This window comes from Pseudomonas sp. BF-B-26 (genome assembly GCF_019956495.1).
Lineage (GTDB): Bacteria > Pseudomonadota > Gammaproteobacteria > Pseudomonadales > Pseudomonadaceae > Aquipseudomonas.
The window spans coordinates 160,806-178,735 of record NZ_JAHBDP010000058.1; the positions used below are offsets into that span (position 1 = coordinate 160,806).

Annotated in this window: 13 protein-coding genes and 4 tRNA genes; 13 read left to right on the top strand and 4 right to left on the bottom strand. The window is 59.1% G+C overall.

What is annotated here, in order from left to right; genetic code table 11:
- Positions 1–90: 90 nt before the first annotated feature.
- Entirely contained in the window at positions 91–1,287 is a 1,197-nt protein-coding gene (locus KGB03_RS07635; RefSeq protein ID WP_218537400.1) for an amino acid aminotransferase, read from the bottom strand.
- Between the two features lie 351 nt (positions 1,288–1,638).
- Between KGB03_RS07635 and uvrB the strand changes: the two genes are divergently transcribed.
- On the top strand, positions 1,639–3,654 hold the full coding sequence (gene uvrB / locus KGB03_RS07640; protein WP_111450547.1) for an excinuclease ABC subunit UvrB: 2,016 nt from the start codon (positions 1,639–1,641) through the stop codon (positions 3,652–3,654).
- 142 nt (positions 3,655–3,796) lie between these two features.
- Here uvrB and KGB03_RS07645 read toward each other — a convergent pair whose 3' ends face one another.
- Positions 3,797–5,347: an MDR family MFS transporter gene (locus KGB03_RS07645; protein ID WP_223526725.1), complete on the bottom strand. Its 1,551-nt coding sequence runs from the start codon at positions 5,345–5,347 to the stop codon at positions 3,797–3,799.
- Positions 5,337–6,386 carry an HlyD family secretion protein gene (locus tag KGB03_RS07650; protein WP_218537402.1) on the bottom strand — a complete coding sequence of 350 codons (1,050 nt, stop codon included), beginning with the start codon at positions 6,384–6,386 and terminating at the stop codon, positions 5,337–5,339. The genes KGB03_RS07645 and KGB03_RS07650 overlap by 11 nt, the downstream gene beginning before the upstream one ends.
- Positions 6,387–6,605: 219 nt before the next feature.
- Here KGB03_RS07650 and gltX point away from each other — a divergent pair, with 219 nt between their 5' ends.
- The 12 genes from gltX to KGB03_RS07710 all read left to right on the top strand — a co-directional run bounded on the left by gltX (position 6,606) and on the right by KGB03_RS07710 (position 16,126).
- Positions 6,606–8,087: a glutamate--tRNA ligase gene (gene gltX / locus KGB03_RS07655; RefSeq protein ID WP_223526726.1), complete on the top strand. Its 1,482-nt coding sequence runs from the start codon at positions 6,606–6,608 to the stop codon at positions 8,085–8,087.
- Between the two features lie 190 nt (positions 8,088–8,277).
- Positions 8,278–8,353, top strand: a tRNA-Ala gene (locus KGB03_RS07660).
- Between the two features lie 79 nt (positions 8,354–8,432).
- A tRNA-Glu gene (locus tag KGB03_RS07665) sits at positions 8,433–8,508 on the top strand.
- A gap of 53 nt (positions 8,509–8,561) precedes the next feature.
- A tRNA-Ala gene (locus KGB03_RS07670) sits at positions 8,562–8,637 on the top strand.
- Positions 8,638–8,717: 80 nt separating this feature from the next.
- A tRNA-Glu gene (locus KGB03_RS07675) sits at positions 8,718–8,793 on the top strand.
- A 183-nt stretch (positions 8,794–8,976) separates the two neighbouring features.
- The gene (locus KGB03_RS07680) at positions 8,977–9,516 is read left to right on the top strand and encodes a TetR/AcrR family transcriptional regulator (protein WP_008028313.1); all 540 of its coding nucleotides are present in this window, start codon (positions 8,977–8,979) and stop codon (positions 9,514–9,516) included.
- Positions 9,517–9,547: 31 nt separating this feature from the next.
- Positions 9,548–10,381: an alpha/beta fold hydrolase gene (locus tag KGB03_RS07685; protein WP_140893593.1), complete on the top strand. Its 834-nt coding sequence runs from the start codon at positions 9,548–9,550 to the stop codon at positions 10,379–10,381.
- A 48-nt stretch (positions 10,382–10,429) separates the two neighbouring features.
- Positions 10,430–10,879, top strand: coding sequence for an acyl-CoA thioesterase (locus KGB03_RS07690; protein WP_223526727.1), 450 nt, complete (start codon positions 10,430–10,432; stop codon positions 10,877–10,879).
- A gap of 167 nt (positions 10,880–11,046) precedes the next feature.
- Positions 11,047–12,006, top strand: coding sequence for a tRNA dihydrouridine synthase (locus tag KGB03_RS07695; protein WP_008151277.1), 960 nt, complete (start codon positions 11,047–11,049; stop codon positions 12,004–12,006).
- 121 nt (positions 12,007–12,127) lie between these two features.
- Entirely contained in the window at positions 12,128–12,574 is a 447-nt protein-coding gene (locus KGB03_RS07700; RefSeq protein ID WP_008151276.1) for an Hsp20 family protein, read from the top strand.
- Between the two features lie 187 nt (positions 12,575–12,761).
- The gene (locus tag KGB03_RS07705) at positions 12,762–13,460 is read left to right on the top strand and encodes a DUF1266 domain-containing protein (protein WP_223526728.1); all 699 of its coding nucleotides are present in this window, start codon (positions 12,762–12,764) and stop codon (positions 13,458–13,460) included.
- The gene (locus KGB03_RS07710; protein ID WP_223526729.1) at positions 13,457–16,126 is read left to right on the top strand and encodes a DUF805 domain-containing protein; all 2,670 of its coding nucleotides are present in this window, start codon (positions 13,457–13,459) and stop codon (positions 16,124–16,126) included. The genes KGB03_RS07705 and KGB03_RS07710 overlap by 4 nt, the downstream gene beginning before the upstream one ends.
- Here the strand turns inward: KGB03_RS07710 and KGB03_RS07715 are convergent.
- Positions 16,123–17,814: a molecular chaperone HscC gene (locus KGB03_RS07715; protein WP_223526730.1), complete on the bottom strand. Its 1,692-nt coding sequence runs from the start codon at positions 17,812–17,814 to the stop codon at positions 16,123–16,125. The two genes, KGB03_RS07710 and KGB03_RS07715, sit on opposite strands and share 4 nt — an antisense overlap.
- Between the last annotated feature and the right edge of the window lie 116 nt (positions 17,815–17,930).

A 17,930-nucleotide genomic window follows, 5' to 3' on the forward strand; every position in this document is an offset into this window, starting at 1 on the left:
GTCTAGAGCGGTCGTTCGCTGCGCTGGGAATTATCTGAGGCAAATAAAACGGGAAGCCCAAGGGCTTCCCGTTTTTTACCACTCGACGATTCAGATCACCGCAACGATGGCCTTGGTCACGACGTCGATGTTGCTCTGGTTCAACGCGGCCACGCAGATACGACCGGTGTCCAAAGCGTAGATGCCGAACTCGCTGCGCAGGCGCGTCACTTGCTCAACCGTCAGGCCGGAGTAAGAGAACATGCCACGCTGACGACCGACGAAGCTGAAGTCGCGCTGCGGAGCATTTTTCGCCAGCATGTCGACCATCTGAATGCGCATGCCGCGAATCCGCAGACGCATTTCAGCCAGTTCTTCTTCCCACTGGGCACGCAGTTCCGGGCTGTTCAGTACAGCGGCGACGATGCTTGCACCGTGGGTCGGCGGGTTGGAGTAGTTGGTGCGGATCACGCGCTTGACTTGCGACAGCACGCGCGCGCTTTCTTCTTTCGATTCGCTGACGATCGACAGGGCGCCCACGCGCTCGCCGTACAGCGAGAACGATTTGGAGAACGAGCTGGAGACGAAGAAGGTCAGGCCCGATTCAGCGAACAGACGCACGGCAGCGGCGTCTTCATCGATGCCATCGCCAAAGCCCTGGTAGGCCATGTCGAGGAACGGTACGTGACCTTTGGCTTTCACGACTTCCAGCACGTTGTTCCAGTCCGCCGGGCTCAGGTCCACACCGGTCGGGTTATGGCAGCACGCGTGCAGGACAACGATGGAGCCGGACGGCAGGGCGTTCAAGTCTTCCAGCAAGCCAGCACGGTTCACGTCGTGGGTCGCGGCGTCGTAGTAGCGATAGTTCTGCACCGGGAAACCGGCCGTTTCGAACAGCGCGCGGTGGTTTTCCCAGCTCGGGTCGCTGATCGCCACCACGGCATTCGGCAGCAGTTGCTTGAGGAAGTCGGCACCGATTTTCAGCGCCCCAGTACCGCCAACGGCCTGGGTGGTGATGACGCGGCCAGCGGCGATCAGTGGCGAGTCATTGCCAAACAGCAGTTTTTGCACGGCCTGGTCGTAGGCGGCAATACCGTCGATTGGCAAGTAGCCACGGGAAGCGTGTTGAGCGACGCGAATCGTCTCGGCTTCGACAACGGCGCGCAGGAGTGGAATTCGCCCCTCCTCGTTGCAGTAAACACCGACCCCCAGGTTGACCTTGTTGGTACGGGTATCGGCGTTGAATGCTTCGTTGAGGCCCAGGATTGGATCGCGTGGTGCCATTTCGACAGCGGAGAACAGGCTCATTTTGCGGCGGCTCTGAATGGAAAGTGGAGGGACGTGTCGCGCTCCAGCCGAATGCACTAGAGCGGTGCACAAACGGGGAGCTAGTATAGAGGCCATCTGCGATTGATGGCGACAGACGATTCGGCTTTTGCGGTAAGTTTTTCCGATTATTTCTCGACCGTTAGTCGATTGGCATCGTCAGAGGTTTTACCCGATGTAGGACGTTTGCCTTGAAAGCGATGGCAATCGGCTCCACATTGAGCACAATCCAGTTTTTTCCTCGGGCGACATCGGTCGTTTGCGGTCTTTCCCGTTGCTGCCCGGTTCGCCCGGACAGGCGCGACTCCTGCTTCGAAAACCGAGAGGTATTTCATGTCTGAATTCCAGCTAGTCACCCGCTTCGAGCCCGCCGGCGATCAGCCGGAAGCCATCCGCCTGATGGTCGAGGGCATCGAAGCCGGGCTGGCGCACCAGACGTTGCTCGGTGTGACCGGCTCGGGCAAGACTTTCAGCATCGCCAATGTGATCGCCCAGATTCAGCGTCCGACCCTGGTGCTGGCGCCGAACAAAACCCTGGCCGCGCAGTTGTACGGTGAGTTCAAGGCGTTCTTCCCGAACAACGCCGTCGAATACTTCGTTTCGTACTACGACTACTACCAGCCCGAAGCCTACGTGCCGTCATCGGATACGTTCATCGAGAAAGACGCCTCGATCAACGATCACATCGAGCAGATGCGATTGTCCGCGACCAAGGCGCTGCTGGAGCGCAAAGACGCGATCATCGTCACCACGGTGTCGTGCATCTACGGTCTGGGCAGTCCGGAAACTTATTTGAAGATGGTTCTTCACGTGGATCGCGGCGACAAGCTCGATCAGCGTGCGTTGCTGCGTCGCCTGGCAGACTTGCAGTACACGCGCAACGACATGGAGTTTGCCCGTGCGACCTTCCGGGTGCGTGGCGACGTGATCGATATTCATCCGGCGGAATCCGATTTCGAAGCGATCCGCATCGAGCTGTTCGATGACGAAGTGGAGAGCCTGTCGGCCTTCGATCCGCTGACCGGCGAAGTGATTCGTAAGCTGCCGCGTTTCACGTTCTATCCGAAAAGCCACTATGTCACCCCGCGAGAAACCCTGCTGGATGCCGTTGAAGGGATCAAGGTCGAGTTGCAGGAACGCCTGGAATACTTGCGCTCCAACAATAAACTGGTGGAAGCCCAGCGCCTGGAGCAACGCACCCGTTTCGACCTGGAGATGATCCTTGAGCTGGGTTATTGCAACGGTATCGAAAACTACTCGCGCTACTTGTCCGGTCGCGAATCCGGGCAGGCGCCACCGACTCTGTTTGACTACCTGCCGGCCGACGCCTTGCTGGTGATCGACGAATCCCATGTCAGCGTGCCGCAGGTCGGCGCCATGTATAAGGGCGACCGTTCGCGTAAAGAGACGCTGGTGGAATACGGTTTCCGTCTGCCGTCCGCGTTGGATAACCGACCGATGCGTTTCGACGAATTCGAAAACATCAGCCCGCAGACGATCTTTGTCTCGGCAACCCCGGGCAATTACGAAGCAGAGCATGCCGGTCGTGTGGTCGAGCAGCTGGTGCGTCCAACTGGTCTGGTGGACCCGCAAATCGAAATCCGTCCGGCGTTGACCCAGGTCGACGATCTGCTCTCGGAGATCGGCAAGCGCGTGGCGCTGGAAGAGCGGGTGCTGGTCACCACCCTGACCAAACGCATGTCTGAAGACTTGACCGATTACCTGGCCGACCACGGCGTGCGGGTGCGTTACCTGCACTCGGACATCGACACCGTGGAGCGGGTAGAAATCATCCGCGATCTGCGTCTGGGCACTTTCGATGTGCTGGTGGGGATCAACCTGCTGCGTGAAGGCCTGGACATGCCGGAAGTCTCGCTGGTGGCGATCCTCGATGCGGACAAGGAAGGCTTCCTGCGTTCCGAGCGCTCGCTGATCCAGACCATCGGCCGGGCGGCGCGCAACCTCAATGGTCGGGCGATTCTCTATGCCGATCGCATCACCGGTTCCATGGAGCGGGCGATCGGCGAAACCGAGCGTCGTCGCGACAAGCAGATTGCCTTCAACCTGGCCAATGGCATCACGCCCAAGGGCGTGTTCAAGGACGTTGCCGACATCATGGAAGGCGCCACCGTGCCGGGTTCGCGTAGCAAGAAGCGCAAAGGCATGGCCAAGGCCGCCGAGGAAAGCGCCAAGTACGAAGCAGAATTGCGTTCGCCGGGCGAGATCGCCAAGCGTATCAAGGCGCTGGAAGAGAAAATGTACCAGCTCGCCCGCGACCTGGAGTTCGAAGCAGCGGCGCAGATGCGCGACGAGATTGGCAAGTTGCGGGATCGGTTGATCACTGTTTGATTTGCTGCGCCTGAACCGGCCTCTTCGCGAGCAAGCCCGCTCCCACAATGATGAGGGTGGTCACACAATTTGTGTCCACCCACAGACCCTGTGGGAGCGGGCTTGCCCGCGAAGAGGCCAGTACGGGCGCTACAAATATCAATTAGTGTGCTTCGCCAGCCTTCAATCCCGCCGGCAACGCCTTGGTCAGCAACACCGCCAGCATGCTGATCCCCAGCGCGATCCCGACAAAGTGAAACGCATCGTTGTAAGCCATGATCGACGCCTGCTGATGCGCAATTTCGCTGAGCTTGCCCAGCGCGGCCGTCTCACTGCCAAACCGATCCGTCAGCGACGCCATGCGCTCGGCCACCTGCGGGTTGGTCGGCACAAGCGCTTCCCGTAAATAATCAAAGTAAGTCTTGGTTCGCGCATCCAGCAACGTGGCGAGGAGGGCGATGCCAATCGCGCCGCCGAGGTTGCGCAGGATGTTGAACAGGCTCGACGCCGAACCCGCGTCCTGCGGCAGGATGTACGCCGTGGCGATCAACGAGATGGTCACCATGATCAGCGGCTGGCCCAGCGCGCGGATGATCTGGATTTGATTGAACTGCGGCCCGGCGAAGTCCGGGTTCAACACCCCCGATGAAAAACTCGCCAATCCAAATAGCCCGAAACCCAGCGTGCAAAGCCATTTCGGCGAGACGTACTTCATCAGCTTCGGCACCAGCGGTATCAAAAACAGCTGCGGCACGCCCATCCACATGATCACTTCGCCGATCTGCAGGGCGTTGTAGTTCTGGATCTGCGCCAGGTACAGCGGCAACAGGTAGATCGAGCCGTACAATCCGACACCCATCCCGACACTGGAAATACTCGATAAACCAAAGTTGCGATTGCGCAGGATGCCGAGGTTGATCAGCGGGTTGGGCTTGGACGTCTGCACGATCACAAAGGTGATCAGGCTGACCAGCGCGATGCTGCCCAGGGTCACGATCAGGCTCGACTCCAGCCAGTCCTTGCGATGGCCTTCCTCTAGAAACACCTGCAAACAACCGAGGCCGACGCCCAGCGTGAGAATGCCCAGGTAGTCGGTGCTTTTCAGCAGTTCCCAGTGGGCTTCTTTCTTCTCCAGGCCGTACATCAGACCGGCGATCATGATCAGGCCCGGCGGAATGTTGATGTAGAAGATGTATTCCCAGCCCCAATTCTCGGTCAACCAACCACCGAGGGTCGGGCCGATAGAGGGCGCGAACGTTGCGGTCATGGCAAACATCGCCATGCCTTTGGCTCGGTGGTGTTCGGGGAGTTTGATCAGCGTGAGGGTGAACGCCAGCGGGATCAGCGCACCGCCGGTGAAACCCTGCAAGGCGCGGAAGACGATCATGCTTTCCAGGCTCCAGGCCATGGAGCAGAGCAGGGAAGCAGCGAGAAATCCGAGGGACACCCACACCGCCAGTCGCCGCGCCGAGAGCAACTGCACCAGCCACGCCGTCAGCGGGATCATGATGATTTCCGCCACCAGGTACGAGGTGGAAATCCACGAGCCTTCTTCCAGAGTCGCCGACAGCGCGCCCTGAATATCCTTGAGCGACGAGTTGGTGATCTGGATGTCGAGCACTGCCATGAATGCACCGAGCATCACGCTCATGACCGCGATCCAGTCCCGCCGGGTCGGTTCGCCGACCGGGCGGATCAGTTGATCACCGGCCATCGTCAGGGGCGTCTTTGATGTTCACTTTGGCGGTGACCGACATGCCCGGACGAATCTTGCCTTGCAGCGGATTGTTCGCGGCGAAGGTCAGTTTTACCGGAATCCGTTGTACGACTTTGGTGAAGTTGCCGGTGGCATTGTCCGGCGGCAACAGGCTGAACTGCGCGCCCGAAGCGGCGAACAGGCTATCGACTCGTGCTTCGATGGGCGTGTCGCTGTAGGCATCGAACGTCAGTTCGGCTTTTTGGCCAGGCTGCATGTGGCCGATTTGGGTTTCCTTGAAGTTGGCCTGAATCCAGATGTCCTGATCCGGCACGATCGACATCAAGTAAGCACCCGCCTGCACATACTGGCCTTCGCGGGCGGCGCGCTGGCCGATCAGGCCGCTGATGGGTGCATGGATTTCGCTGCGGGTCAGGTTCAGTTCGGCCTGGGCCAGATCGGTTTTGGCGTTGGCGATCATGGCGTCGAGTCGTTTGATCTCGGCGCTCAGTGAGTTGATTTGTTGGCGCTGACTTTGTGCGTCCGCTTGAGCCTTGGTCACTTGCGAGCGGGCGATGTGGTTGTCGGCGGAGAGGGTGGTCACCCGTTCTTCCGAGACATAGCCGGGTTTGCGCAGCGTTTGCGCGCGAGACAAATCGATCTGCGAACGACCGAGGCTGGCCTGGCTGGACGCGACTTGCGCCTCGCTGGCGGCGATCAGACTGGCTTGCTGAGTCAGCTTGCTTCGGGCTTGCAGGCGTTCGGCTTCACGGGTGGCGAGGGTGGCGTTGGCGCGGTCGACGGCGAGGTGGAAATCATCGCCTTCGAGCTTGATCAGTAATTGACCTTTCTCGACGTGCTGGTTGTCCTGCACCAGCACCTGATCGATGCGCGCGCCCAATTGACTCGACACACGGGTGATCTCGCCCTGGACATAAGCGTTGTCGGTGCTTTCATAGAATCGCCCCTTGAAGAACCACTGGGCAAAAAAGCCCCCGGCAACCAGCAGGACGATCAACAGAAAAATAAACAGGCGACGCTTGAGTTGGGCAGGCATGGGCAGACTGTAGTCGAGAATTTGTAAGGAAAGTTATCAGTGGTCAAATCTGGCATACAGCGAATGATGGGTAAATGCCATCGGCCGATAATCGGCCATTCACCAAGGCTGGAGCGCGTTGTAGACGCAACCTTGGCTTAAATGCCCTGCTCACTGGAGCCAGGCGGCCAACGCCTGTTACCATTCGCCCTTTGTTTTATCTTCATTTCGAGACTTGCCATGACCACCGTCCGCACTCGCATCGCGCCATCGCCTACCGGGGATCCCCACGTAGGTACCGCTTACATCGCTTTGTTCAACTACTGCTTTGCCAAGCAGCACGGCGGTGAGTTCATCCTGCGGATCGAAGACACCGACCAATTGCGTTCGACCCGCGAGTCCGAACAACAGATTTTCGACGCCCTGCGCTGGTTGGGTATCGACTGGAGCGAAGGCCCGGATGTTGGCGGCCCGCACGGTCCTTACCGTCAGAGCGAGCGTGGCGATATCTATCAGAAGTACTGCCAGCAGCTGGTCGAAATGGGTCACGCCTTCCCGTGTTTCTGCACCGCCGAAGAGCTGGACCAGATGCGCGCCGAGCAAATGGCCCGCGGCGAAACCCCACGTTACGACGGCCGTGCGCTGTTGCTGTCCAAGGATGAAGTCGCGCGTCGCCTGGCCGCTGGCGAGCCGCATGTGATCCGCATGAAAGTGCCGAGCGAAGGCGTTTGCGTGGTGCCGGACATGCTGCGTGGCGACGTCGAGATCCCGTGGGATCGTATGGACATGCAAGTGCTGATGAAGACCGACGGCCTGCCGACGTACTTCCTGGCCAACGTGGTCGACGACCACCTGATGGGCATCACCCACGTCCTGCGTGGCGAAGAGTGGCTGCCCTCGGCGCCGAAACTGATCCTGCTTTATGAGTACTTCGGCTGGGAACAACCCGAGCTGTGCTACATGCCACTGCTGCGTAACCCGGACAAGAGCAAGCTGTCCAAACGCAAGAACCCGACCTCGGTGACGTTCTACGAGCGCATGGGTTTCATGCCGGAAGCGATGCTCAACTACCTCGGTCGCATGGGCTGGTCGATGCCGGACGAGCGCGAGAAGTTCTCGCTGCAGGAAATGGTCGACAACTTCGACCTGAGCCGCGTCTCCCTCGGCGGGCCGATTTTCGACATCGAGAAACTGTCGTGGCTCAACGGCCAGTGGCTGCGTGATCTGCCGGTGGAAGAGTTCGCTTCGCGCCTGCAAAAATGGGCGTTGAACCCGGAATACATGATGAAGATCGCGCCGCACGTGCAGGGTCGGGTTGAAACCTTCAGCCAGGTTGCACCGCTGGCCGGTTTCTTCTTCGCCGGTGGTGTGAACCCGGACGTCAAGCTGTTTGAATCCAAAAAACTGTCGGGCGATCAGGTGCGTCAGTTGATGCAGTTGATTTTGTGGAAGCTGGAAAGCCTGCGTCAGTGGGAAAAGGACAGCATCACCGCAACGATCCAGGCGGTGGTCGAATCCCTGGAGCTGAAGCTGCGTGACGCCATGCCGCTGATGTTCGCCTCGATCACTGGCCAGGCCAGTTCGGTGTCGGTGCTCGATGCGATGGAAATCCTGGGTCCGGACCTGACCCGTTTCCGTCTGCGCCAGGCGATCGACTTGCTGGGCGGCGTGTCGAAGAAGGAAAACAAGGAGTGGGAAAAACTGCTGGGCAATATCGCCTAAACAGCGTTTGACTCTGTAGGAGTTGCCGAAGGCAGCGATCTTTTGATCTCGATCTTCGGCGCTTCTCCCGAATTTACGGGGGGAGGGCGGTAAGTGATTGTTATGTCGGCAAAAAACTTTGAAATATTTTAAAAATAAGTTTGACAGCTTTCCGATGCGCCATTAAGATTCGCCCCGTCCTCAGCGATGAGGGGCTATAGCTCAGCTGGGAGAGCGCTTGCATGGCATGCAAGAGGTCGACGGTTCGATCCCGTCTAGCTCCACCAATTTACACTTCAAGGTCTGGCCACACCGGCCTTGAAGCGATCACCACTCAGCGGTGATCTGTTGTATAGAAGGGTTTGCGTCCCCTTCGTCTAGTGGCCTAGGACACCGCCCTTTCACGGCGGTAACAGGGGTTCGAGTCCCCTAGGGGACGCCAGTTTTACAGAAGCGATGTTGCAAGATGTCGCTCCGCCGCGAGGCGAAAAATCCGGGGCTATAGCTCAGCTGGGAGAGCGCCTGCATGGCATGCAGGAGGTCAGCGGTTCGATCCCGCTTAGCTCCACCAATTTTACAGTTCAAGGTCTGGCCACACCGGCCTTGAATCGATCAGCTCTCAGCACTGATCAGTTGTATAGAAGGTTTTGCGTCCCCTTCGTCTAGTGGCCTAGGACACCGCCCTTTCACGGCGGTAACAGGGGTTCGAGTCCCCTAGGGGACGCCACGATTACCCGCTCTGCGGGATTTTATAAGGGTCATTCAATTATTGAATGGCCCTTTTGTTTGTCTGGCGTTTGGCCAAATCCCCTATTTCTTTCAAACTGTTCTTCAGACCAGCGGTCACATCCACGACTTGCGTAAAATTATTATGAGAATAATATTCTAGTCGTAATATTCGGAGGCAACGATGAACGATAAAAAAGCTCAAACCCGCGAACGCATCCTCAAGGCTGCCAGCGCAGCGCTGATTCAGCGCGGCCCGGCCGAACCGAGCGTGGGCGAAGTGATGGGCGCGGCCGGCCTGACCGTCGGCGGTTTCTACGCGCACTTCGAAAGCAAGGACGCGATGATGCTGGAAGCGTTCAAGCAACTGCTCGGTCATCGCCGTGGCTTGATCGCCGATATGGACGCCGAATTGACCGGCGAAGAACGTCGCGCGTTGGTTGCTGCGTTTTATCTGTCGCGCAAACACCGTGATTCCTCTGAGTCAGCCTGCCCGATTCCGGCTTCTGTCGGCGAGTTGGGGCGTCTGCCGGACGCGTTTCGCGTGGCGTTGAATGAGCATGTGGAAATGATGGTCGCGCAGTTGGCGGCCAGCCCGGAAGACACCGACAAAGCCTTGGCCGACATGGCCTTGATGGTCGGTGGTTTGGCTTTGGCTCGCGCGTTGGGGCCAGGAGAATTGTCCGATCGATTGCTGCGCGCCGCGAAGTCTGCGGTGCTGTGACCTAAAGGCATTGGCCTGAGGAGTGAGAGCGATGAGCACGTTGAAGTGGGTTCGTGGCGTTAATGGCACCTTGGGTTGGTTCGCACCGAAACTGGTCGCGAGCAAAATGCGATTGGCATTCATGACACCGCGAGAACTGCCGCCGCGTGATTGGGAATTGCCGCTGCTGGCGAAGTCCGAGCGAATCACCTTGCGCTTCGGTCTCTCGGCGCTGCGTTGGGGGCAAGGCCCTGCCGTGTTGCTGATGCACGGTTGGGAAGGCCGGCCGACGCAGTTTGCCAGCCTGATCACCGCGCTGGTCGACGCCGGTTACACCGTGGTTGCGCTGGACGGTCCGGCCCACGGTCGCTCGCCGGGTCGCGAGGCCAATGTGGTGCTGTTCGCCCGGGCCATGCTTGAGGCTGCTGCCGAGTTGCCACCGCTGCAAGCCGTCATCGGCCACTCGATGGGCGGCGCCAGTGCCATGCTCGCCGTTCAATTGGGCCTGCGTACCGAAACCCTGGTCACTATCGCAGCCCCTGCGCGGATTCTCGGCGTATTGCGCGGTTTCGCCCGCTATGTACGGCTGCCGCCGAAAGCCCGCTCGGCGTTCATACGTCAGGTCGAAAGAGACGTCGGCATGCGCGCTGCGGCACTGGATGTCGCGCACTATCAGCTCGATATGCCCGGCCTGATCGTTCACGCCGAAGACGACTGCTACGTTCCGGTCAAGGAATCGCAGCTGATCAACGAGGCCTGGTTTGATAGCCGTCTGTTGCGCCTGGAGGAGGGTGGTCATCAACGGGTGCTGGCTGACCCTCGGGTGATCGAAGGCGTTCTCTCGTTGCTCGCCGGTCGCAGTCTGCAATCGCGCCAATCGGCCTGAGCATCCGTTACACTGCCCCGGTGAAAATTTTCTGACCGGGAGTGGGGCATGGGCTGGGATCGGGCAACGCCATTTATCATTGATCTGGAAGTCGGCGCAGAGGACATCGATGGGTTGGGGCACGCGAATAACGCGGTGTACGTGACCTGGCTCGAACGCTGTGCCTGGCGCCATTCCCAGCGGCTTGGCCTGGACCTGGTCGAGTATCGTCGGCTGGATCGGGCAATGGCGGTGGTGCGGCACGAGATCGATTACCTGGCGGCCGCCTATGAAGGCGATGAGTTGCAATTGGCGACCTGGATCGTCGATTGGGACCAGCGCCTGAAAATGACCCGGCACTTTCAGTTGAAGCGCCCCAGTGACAACACCACGTTGCTGCGGGCGCAGACCACCTTCGTCTGCATCGAACTGTCGACCGGCAAGCCCAGGCGCATGCCGGCGGAGTTCATCGAGGGCTACGGTCCTGCGTTGCAAGTCTTGGATACAATCAAAATCTAAATGTGGGAGCGGGCTTGCTCGCGATAGCGGTGCATCGGCAGCATCACTGTTGGCTGACACAACGCTATCGCGAGCAGGCTCACTCCCACAGGGGAATCTGCGATGTTCTGCAGATTTTCCGCGCAATCCAGTAAACTGCCGCACGTTTTTCGTTGAGTGTGTTTTTCATGCAAATTGCTTTGGCGCCCATGGAGGGGTTGGTCGACAACATCCTGCGGGACGTGCTGACCCGTGTGGGCGGTATCGATTGGTGCGTGACCGAGTTCATTCGGATCAACGATCAACTGCTCACGCCTGCCTATTACCACAAATTCGGCCCGGAACTGCTGACCGGTGCCCGCACCGCCTCCGGCGTCCCGCTGCGGGTGCAGCTGCTCGGTTCCGATCCGGTTTGCCTGGCGGAAAACGCTGCGCTAGCGTGTGAGCTGGGATCCGAGGTCATCGACCTGAACTTCGGCTGCCCGGCCAAGACCGTGAACAAGTCCCGTGGCGGCGCGGTGCTGCTCAAAGAGCCTGAGCTGCTGAACCAGATCGTCGAACACGTGCGTCGTGCCGTTCCGGCGCACATTCCGGTGACTGCCAAGATGCGCCTCGGTTTCGACAGCCCGGACGGTGCGCTGGTGTGCGCCACGGCTCTGGCCGAAGGTGGCGCAGCGCACATCGTGGTTCACGCGCGGACCAAAACTGACGGCTACAAGCCGCCGGCCCATTGGGAATGGATCCCCCGAGTGCAGGATGTGGTCAAGGTTCCGGTATTCGCCAATGGCGACATCTGGAGCGTCGAAGACTGGCGTCGTTGCCGTGAAATCAGCGGCGTCGAGGACATCATGCTCGGTCGCGGCCTGGTTTCGCGCCCGGACCTGGCACGGCAAATCGCAATGGCGCGGGCGGGTGAGGACGTCGTCGAGATGACCTGGGCCGAGTTGCTGCCATTGATTCAGGACTTTTGGTTGCAAGCCAAGGCGCAGATGACGGCACGCCAATCGCCGGGTCGCTTGAAGCAGTGGCTGGCGATGCTGACCCGCAATTATCCCGAAGCGGTCGAGCTGTTCACCGTGCTGCGCCGTGAGACCGAACTGGATCATGTCTCGCGTTTACTGGGTCTTCAGGTGTCCGAAGCTGCCTGAAAAAAATCTGTAGATAATCTCTTGAAAAGCAATCAACGGTCCTTATTTAAGGATTACGCGATGCCGAATTCGGGTCGCGGAGACAAAAAAACTTGCTGATATGTTTCAGGAGATTTGAATCATGAGTACTGCATTTTCCATGGCACCACTGTTCCGCTCCTCGGTAGGTTTCGACCGTTTCAATGACCTGTTCGAAACCGCCCTGCGCAACGAGCCAGGCAGCACCTACCCACCTTACAACGTGGAAAAACACGGCGACGACCAATACCGTATCGTCGTAGCGGCCGCCGGCTTCCAGGAAGAAGACCTGGAGCTGCAAGTGGAAAAAGGTGTGCTGACCATCAGTGGCGGCAAGCGTGACGCGACCGAAGACGTCACCTATCTGTACCAAGGCATCGCACAGCGTGCCTTCAAACTGTCCTTCCGTCTGGCGGACCATATCGAAATCAAGGCCGCCGGTCTGAGCAACGGTTTGTTGAGCATCGACCTGTTGCGGGTAATTCCGGAAGAGGCGAAAGCCAAACGCATCCCGATCAACGGGACGCAAAAGCCAGCGCTGCAGCACTGAGTCATTCGAAGACACACATTCGTCTGAGCAGGCTGTAATCCGCTGAATGAAGGCCCCGACTTGTCGGGGCCTTTTTGTTTGTGCGAAAAAACGGTCATGCGTACTTTGCCGCCTTGCGACGGTTTCTCTACAATCCACGCCAGTTTGCCGACCCCCATCCAGCCTGGTCGGCCCGGAGCTTTTTTTCATGGACGAGATACAACAGCGTTGGCTGTGCGGTCTTTCTGCGCCAATGGTAGCCCTTAATTCTCCCGCGAATTACGACGAGCCTGCTTTCTACTCCGATCCGCAATTTATCGACCTGCAATGCAGCTGGGGCATCAATGACCGGTCGCAGTTGTTGGGCATGCTCGAAAGAATGACCGATAACGGTCACGCCACACATCTCGAAGGGGCGTATCGCTCCTGGCAGCGCTGTTTGCCCAGTGAGTGGCAGGCTTTGCTCGAGACACTAGAGCCGCGTGAGCGCGTCTTGCATGAGTTTGCCAGTCGTACCTATGACGGCTGCGGGGCGGGTGGTATTCAGGCGTGGGATTTGGGGCGTATGGGGTTTCTCCTGCGTTGCGGAGTGCGCAACGAGTGGATCGATCTCTCCGAGAGCCTCTGGCTGCATTGTCGACTGGCAGTCAGGGCGCAATACCACTACGGCAGCTGGTTTTCTTATTTCAATGGATTTCTGACCGGCCGCTCATTCTGGGGCTGCCTGAACAGCAGTGACCCTACGCTCGCTTACGAACTGGATCGACAAGGGGAGTTTTCGAGCAGTCTGCGCATCGCTCACGGCCTGAACCAGAACATGCCTGCTTTTCTGGCCGATTTGCCCTGGCATCTGGACCTCAATCCGCCGCCACGCCCGGCGTCCCTAGGGGAGTTCGACTGGTCATGAGTTGCTGGATACGTTTGGGCATAGAGCCCACCAAAGACCAAACGCTGATTAGAGATGCTTACCGCGCGCGTCTGCCGGAGCATCATCCGGAGAGTGATCCGCAGGGCTTTCAGGCACTGCGTGAAGCTTATGAAAGCGCTACCCGCTTCGCCCGGTTCGAGGAGCCCGAAATCGAAGATGAGGGCGCTGGCGCGCCCGAAATCCCGCAGACCGTAGTGGATTTTTACGCGTTGCTCGAAGATCCGGCGCGTCGCTTCAATCTGCAAGCCTGGCAAGCGTTTGTTAAAGCGTTGGATCAGTTGCCGCTGGACGCGCTTGATGACCTTAGTTGGGGGCTATTCCATCCGTTGGCCAACGCCGGGCCACTGTCTTATCGTTGTGCAAACCTGTTGGCGCAACGGATGGCCTGGGAACACCAGTTGCTGGATCTGGAGTTCGACCAGGCGAAAGAAGTCGAAGCGTTTCTGCAGCGCATCAGGTTGCCGGACCCGTTCGACACCACACTGATGAGTGGCTGGTCTGAGCCTGCACAGACGGAAACCCTCTGGTATGCCCGCAGCCTCGACTACATCTTCGATCATCGTCCGCTTCATGAATTCGAAGACTTCGCCAGCCATCACACATGTTTGCCGTTGCCGGCGGACGAAGCATTTATCAAGCGGTTGCTGGTGCGGTTCACTCAGGCGGGTATCGGTGGTACAGGTCTGCAACAGCTGTGTGTCGAACAACATGCGCAAGCGCCAGACGATGTCGACTGGCTTTATTTGTTGGCGTGCCAAACCAGTTTGCTGGGGCTGGAGGATCAAGCGCTGCCTTGCTGGATCCGGCTCTGGCAGGAACATCGTCACCCGAAGGCCGAAAGCCGCTTGCTGGAGCTTTGCGCCAAGCGTCAACCGGGCTTTCTCGCGCTGTTGATTCAGGCGTTTGATCGTCTGGAAAACTTCCGCGATTGGTCCTGTGACCTCGACGATGTCACTCAAGAATATGGCAGCCCTTCACAGCGTCCCGAAACACTGGCCCGCTGGCTTGGGGCTGGGCAACTCAACTTGCAAGGTTTGGCGGCCGCATTTGTCGACTGGCGGATGACGGGGGATGAGCTGCCTCTGTTGGCATTGCTTCTAGGGGAGCATGCTGATTCTCGCTTACAACGCCTGTATTGGTATGCGTGGGCCTTGCATCGTGGGGATGCGGGCTTGTTGCAACACATACTGGATGAACCGCACCCGGTCGATGCCCTTGAAGGCCTGGTGCTGAGCGGGTTCAAGTATCAGGCAGAGCAGCAACTTTGCTGGTTGAATCAGGCACCAATCCCGTTGGCGATGAAGGCCTTTCTCAACAGTCGTTCAGTTCAACCGCAATTGGCCGAGGAACTGACGAAGGGCGAGCCGCACAAGATTTGCCGCCTGTGGCTGCGCAGGCTGCGGGTTTACGATCAGTCTGCGCTGGAGCGGACCGATCAGGCATTTGATCTGCATGACGCAGAGGCGGACGTAAACTTGCGGGATTTGAGCCTGCTGGTCCAGTTGGGGCAGCGGGGCGCGGTTCTGCCGGTCATTACGCAAGGTGAGGCGCAGTGGCAATGGCACGCTCAAACGATGTTCCTGCTGGCGTTGCTCGACCAGCCAGAACGTTGGCTAACGTTGATCGATTCGCACTGTCTGGAGCGGCTGGAGGTCAATTCGGCTCATCCCCTGAGTCGCCTGCAACCGTTACTGCGGCGTTTGCAACGTGAACAAGGTAACTGCGCCGGTTTACTGGGGTGGCTGCAAGGTACCGATCCGGTTCATGGTTTGCTCGTGCAGAAATTGTTCAATGTTCAACAGGCGCTCGACAGTGCAGCGCTGCCTGGCAATGTACAACTCTATACCTGCATTGAAAGTGATCCTGAGGCGTGCGGCGAGGATTTGCTGGGGCTGATGCTGCTTTGGGGGGTGCTGTATCACGATCCGGGCCTGGATGCCGAGCAACATCGCGCACTGCTGCAATCCATCGCCGCCATCAGTTGTGAAGATGATTGGTTCGAAGCGTTTCGTGATGGTTTGATCAAAGGGGACCCTGTGTGGCCGCCTCGCAAAGTGTTGACGGATTTCGGCGTCGACAAGCTGCTGGTCTACGAAGTCCTCGATATGCTGAGAGGCCTGGTTCGTTATGGTGCGGCGGGTGTGCCGAGAACCAAGGTGCTACGGCAGTTGCAGCGTGGCAAGGATGATGTTGCGAACAGCGTGGGCCTGCGTCTGGCATTGAGTGCATTGCTGTCCTGGAGCGAACGCCTGCTGCTGGCCAAAAGCGACAGCCGCCCAACGCCATCCGCTGCTTTTTGGCGCCTGGGTTCGCGGCTGGGGCGCAGCGCATTTATCGGACAGGTGCTGGGATGCATGCTGATCACCCTTGTCGTGATGATATTCAGCGGCACCCCCGCTGTGCTGTTGCTGGGCGTCGCGTTTCTACTCAGTGCTGTATTAAGGCGCCTGCATGACCTCGGTCGCGGAATTCCCACGTTGCTGATTTGCTGCTGCCTGGCACCGGTGTTGCCGTTTCTGCCGCTGGTGTTGTTCGCGTTTCCCGGTGACAAACTGCCCAACCGCTATGGCGTGCCACTGGATAGCGCGGGTGAAGACGCACTGCCCGGTGGTTTGCAGGCCACCCTGCGGCGGCTCAATGGTTAAAGGCGGAGTTGGTCCAGCGCCTTATTGAGTTGTGACCGATGGCTGGCAATCTCCACGGATTGCTGGCCACCGAGCACGGCGGTAAACGCATCCAGCCAACCGGCAATTTGTTCACGCTCATCGCCCAGGCTTTGCATCCAGGCACGCTCCAGTCGCGCCAGCAGGGTGCGATTGGGCAGCGCATCGCGCGGGTGAATTTTCAGGGCGGTGAGCCGTTCATGGCTGTTTTGCCGTGATTGCTGATCAAGCCCGGTGGGACTGCGGTCGATGCTGTGGCTGTGGCGTTCACCGCTGGCCAGCAAGGTCACATCGACTTCGAGCAAGCCATTGATGTCGTAACTGAAGCGTACATCCAGGGCTTGTGTCTGGTCGCCGGGTGTCACGGGTACGTCGAAGGTATCGATGAAAATATTGTCGCGTACCCACGGCCGCTCACCCTGATAGACCGCAATGCGGATAAACGCCTGCTGTGGATGCGTCGTGTAAAAGCGTTGCACCCGGGAGGTCGGGATGACGGTGTTGCGCTCGATGATGGGAGAGAAGGCGCCGCTGACGTCTTCACCGCGACTCGTCGAGATGCCCAGCGTGTAGGGGCAGACGTCGGTCAGGATCAGTTCCTCGATGGCACCATCGCGGGCCTTGCACGCGGCTTGGGTGGCCGCCCCCAGCGCGACAATCGTGTCCGGGTCGAGGTGGCGATAAGGCAGACGCCCGAAGAGTGTGGCAACCATTTGCTGCACCGCGGGCATCCGCGTGGCGCCGCCGACCAGCACCAGGCTGTCGAGGTCCTTGGGCTTCAGTCGGGCATCGCGCAGGGCTTGTTCGATGGGGGCGCGCAAGCGGGCCAACAGCGGCTCCCAGATTTTCAGCGCCGCCGCTTCATCCAGTGACCATTCGCGCAACTCGCCGGCACCGTTCCAGATCAGTTGCTGCGCGCCTTCTGGGAGCTTGCATTTGAGTTGCTCAAGGGCGTCGCCGAGGCTGGCCAGGCCCTGGGCATCAATCATCTGTGCAGTGAGTTGCCAGTCTTTCAGGCAGGCCTGGATCAACGCCGCGGTAAAGTCTTCGCCTCCGAGGAAGTTGTCGCCGGTGGAGGCATGGACCTCGATCAGTGGCAATGCGTATTCCAGTACCGTGACATCAAAGGTGCCGCCGCCCAGATCGAAAATCAGCGTGCGCTCGAATTTTTGCTTGTGCAGCCCATAAGCCATGGCGGCGGCGGTAGGTTCATTGATCAAGCGCGACACCACCAGGCCGGCCAGTTCGGCGGCAAACAGCGTGCGCTTGCGTTGCTCGTCACTGAAGTAGGCCGGCACCGAGATCACCGCCTCGTGCACCGGGTGGCCCAGCCAGGCTTCGGCATCCTGCTTGAGTGAACCGATCACCAGCGCCGACAGTTCTTCCGGGCTGAATTGCCGACCGCCCAATTCGAACTGCTTGTCACTGCCCATGAAACGCTTGAACGCCGCCACCGTGCGTTCTGGATGGGTCGTCAGGCGGGCGCGTGCCGCGTTGCCAACCAAAATGCTGTCGTCCTCATCGAGGCTGACGACGGAAGGGGTGAGAAATTCGCCGAGGGCGTTGGGAATCAACTGTGCCCGACCTTCCTGCCAAACGGCGATCAGGCTATTGGTGGTCCCAAGATCGATACCCAGCAAAGCCGGGCGGGGGAGGGTTGCATCCTGCATGATTGATCTCTTTGAGGCGGTGTAAAAAATCGCGACCCTACAGGTTGAACGAAAAACTGGCAATTGCCCGGGTCAACGCCACTGTGTAGCAGCTGTCGAGCCGCGCGAGGCTGCGT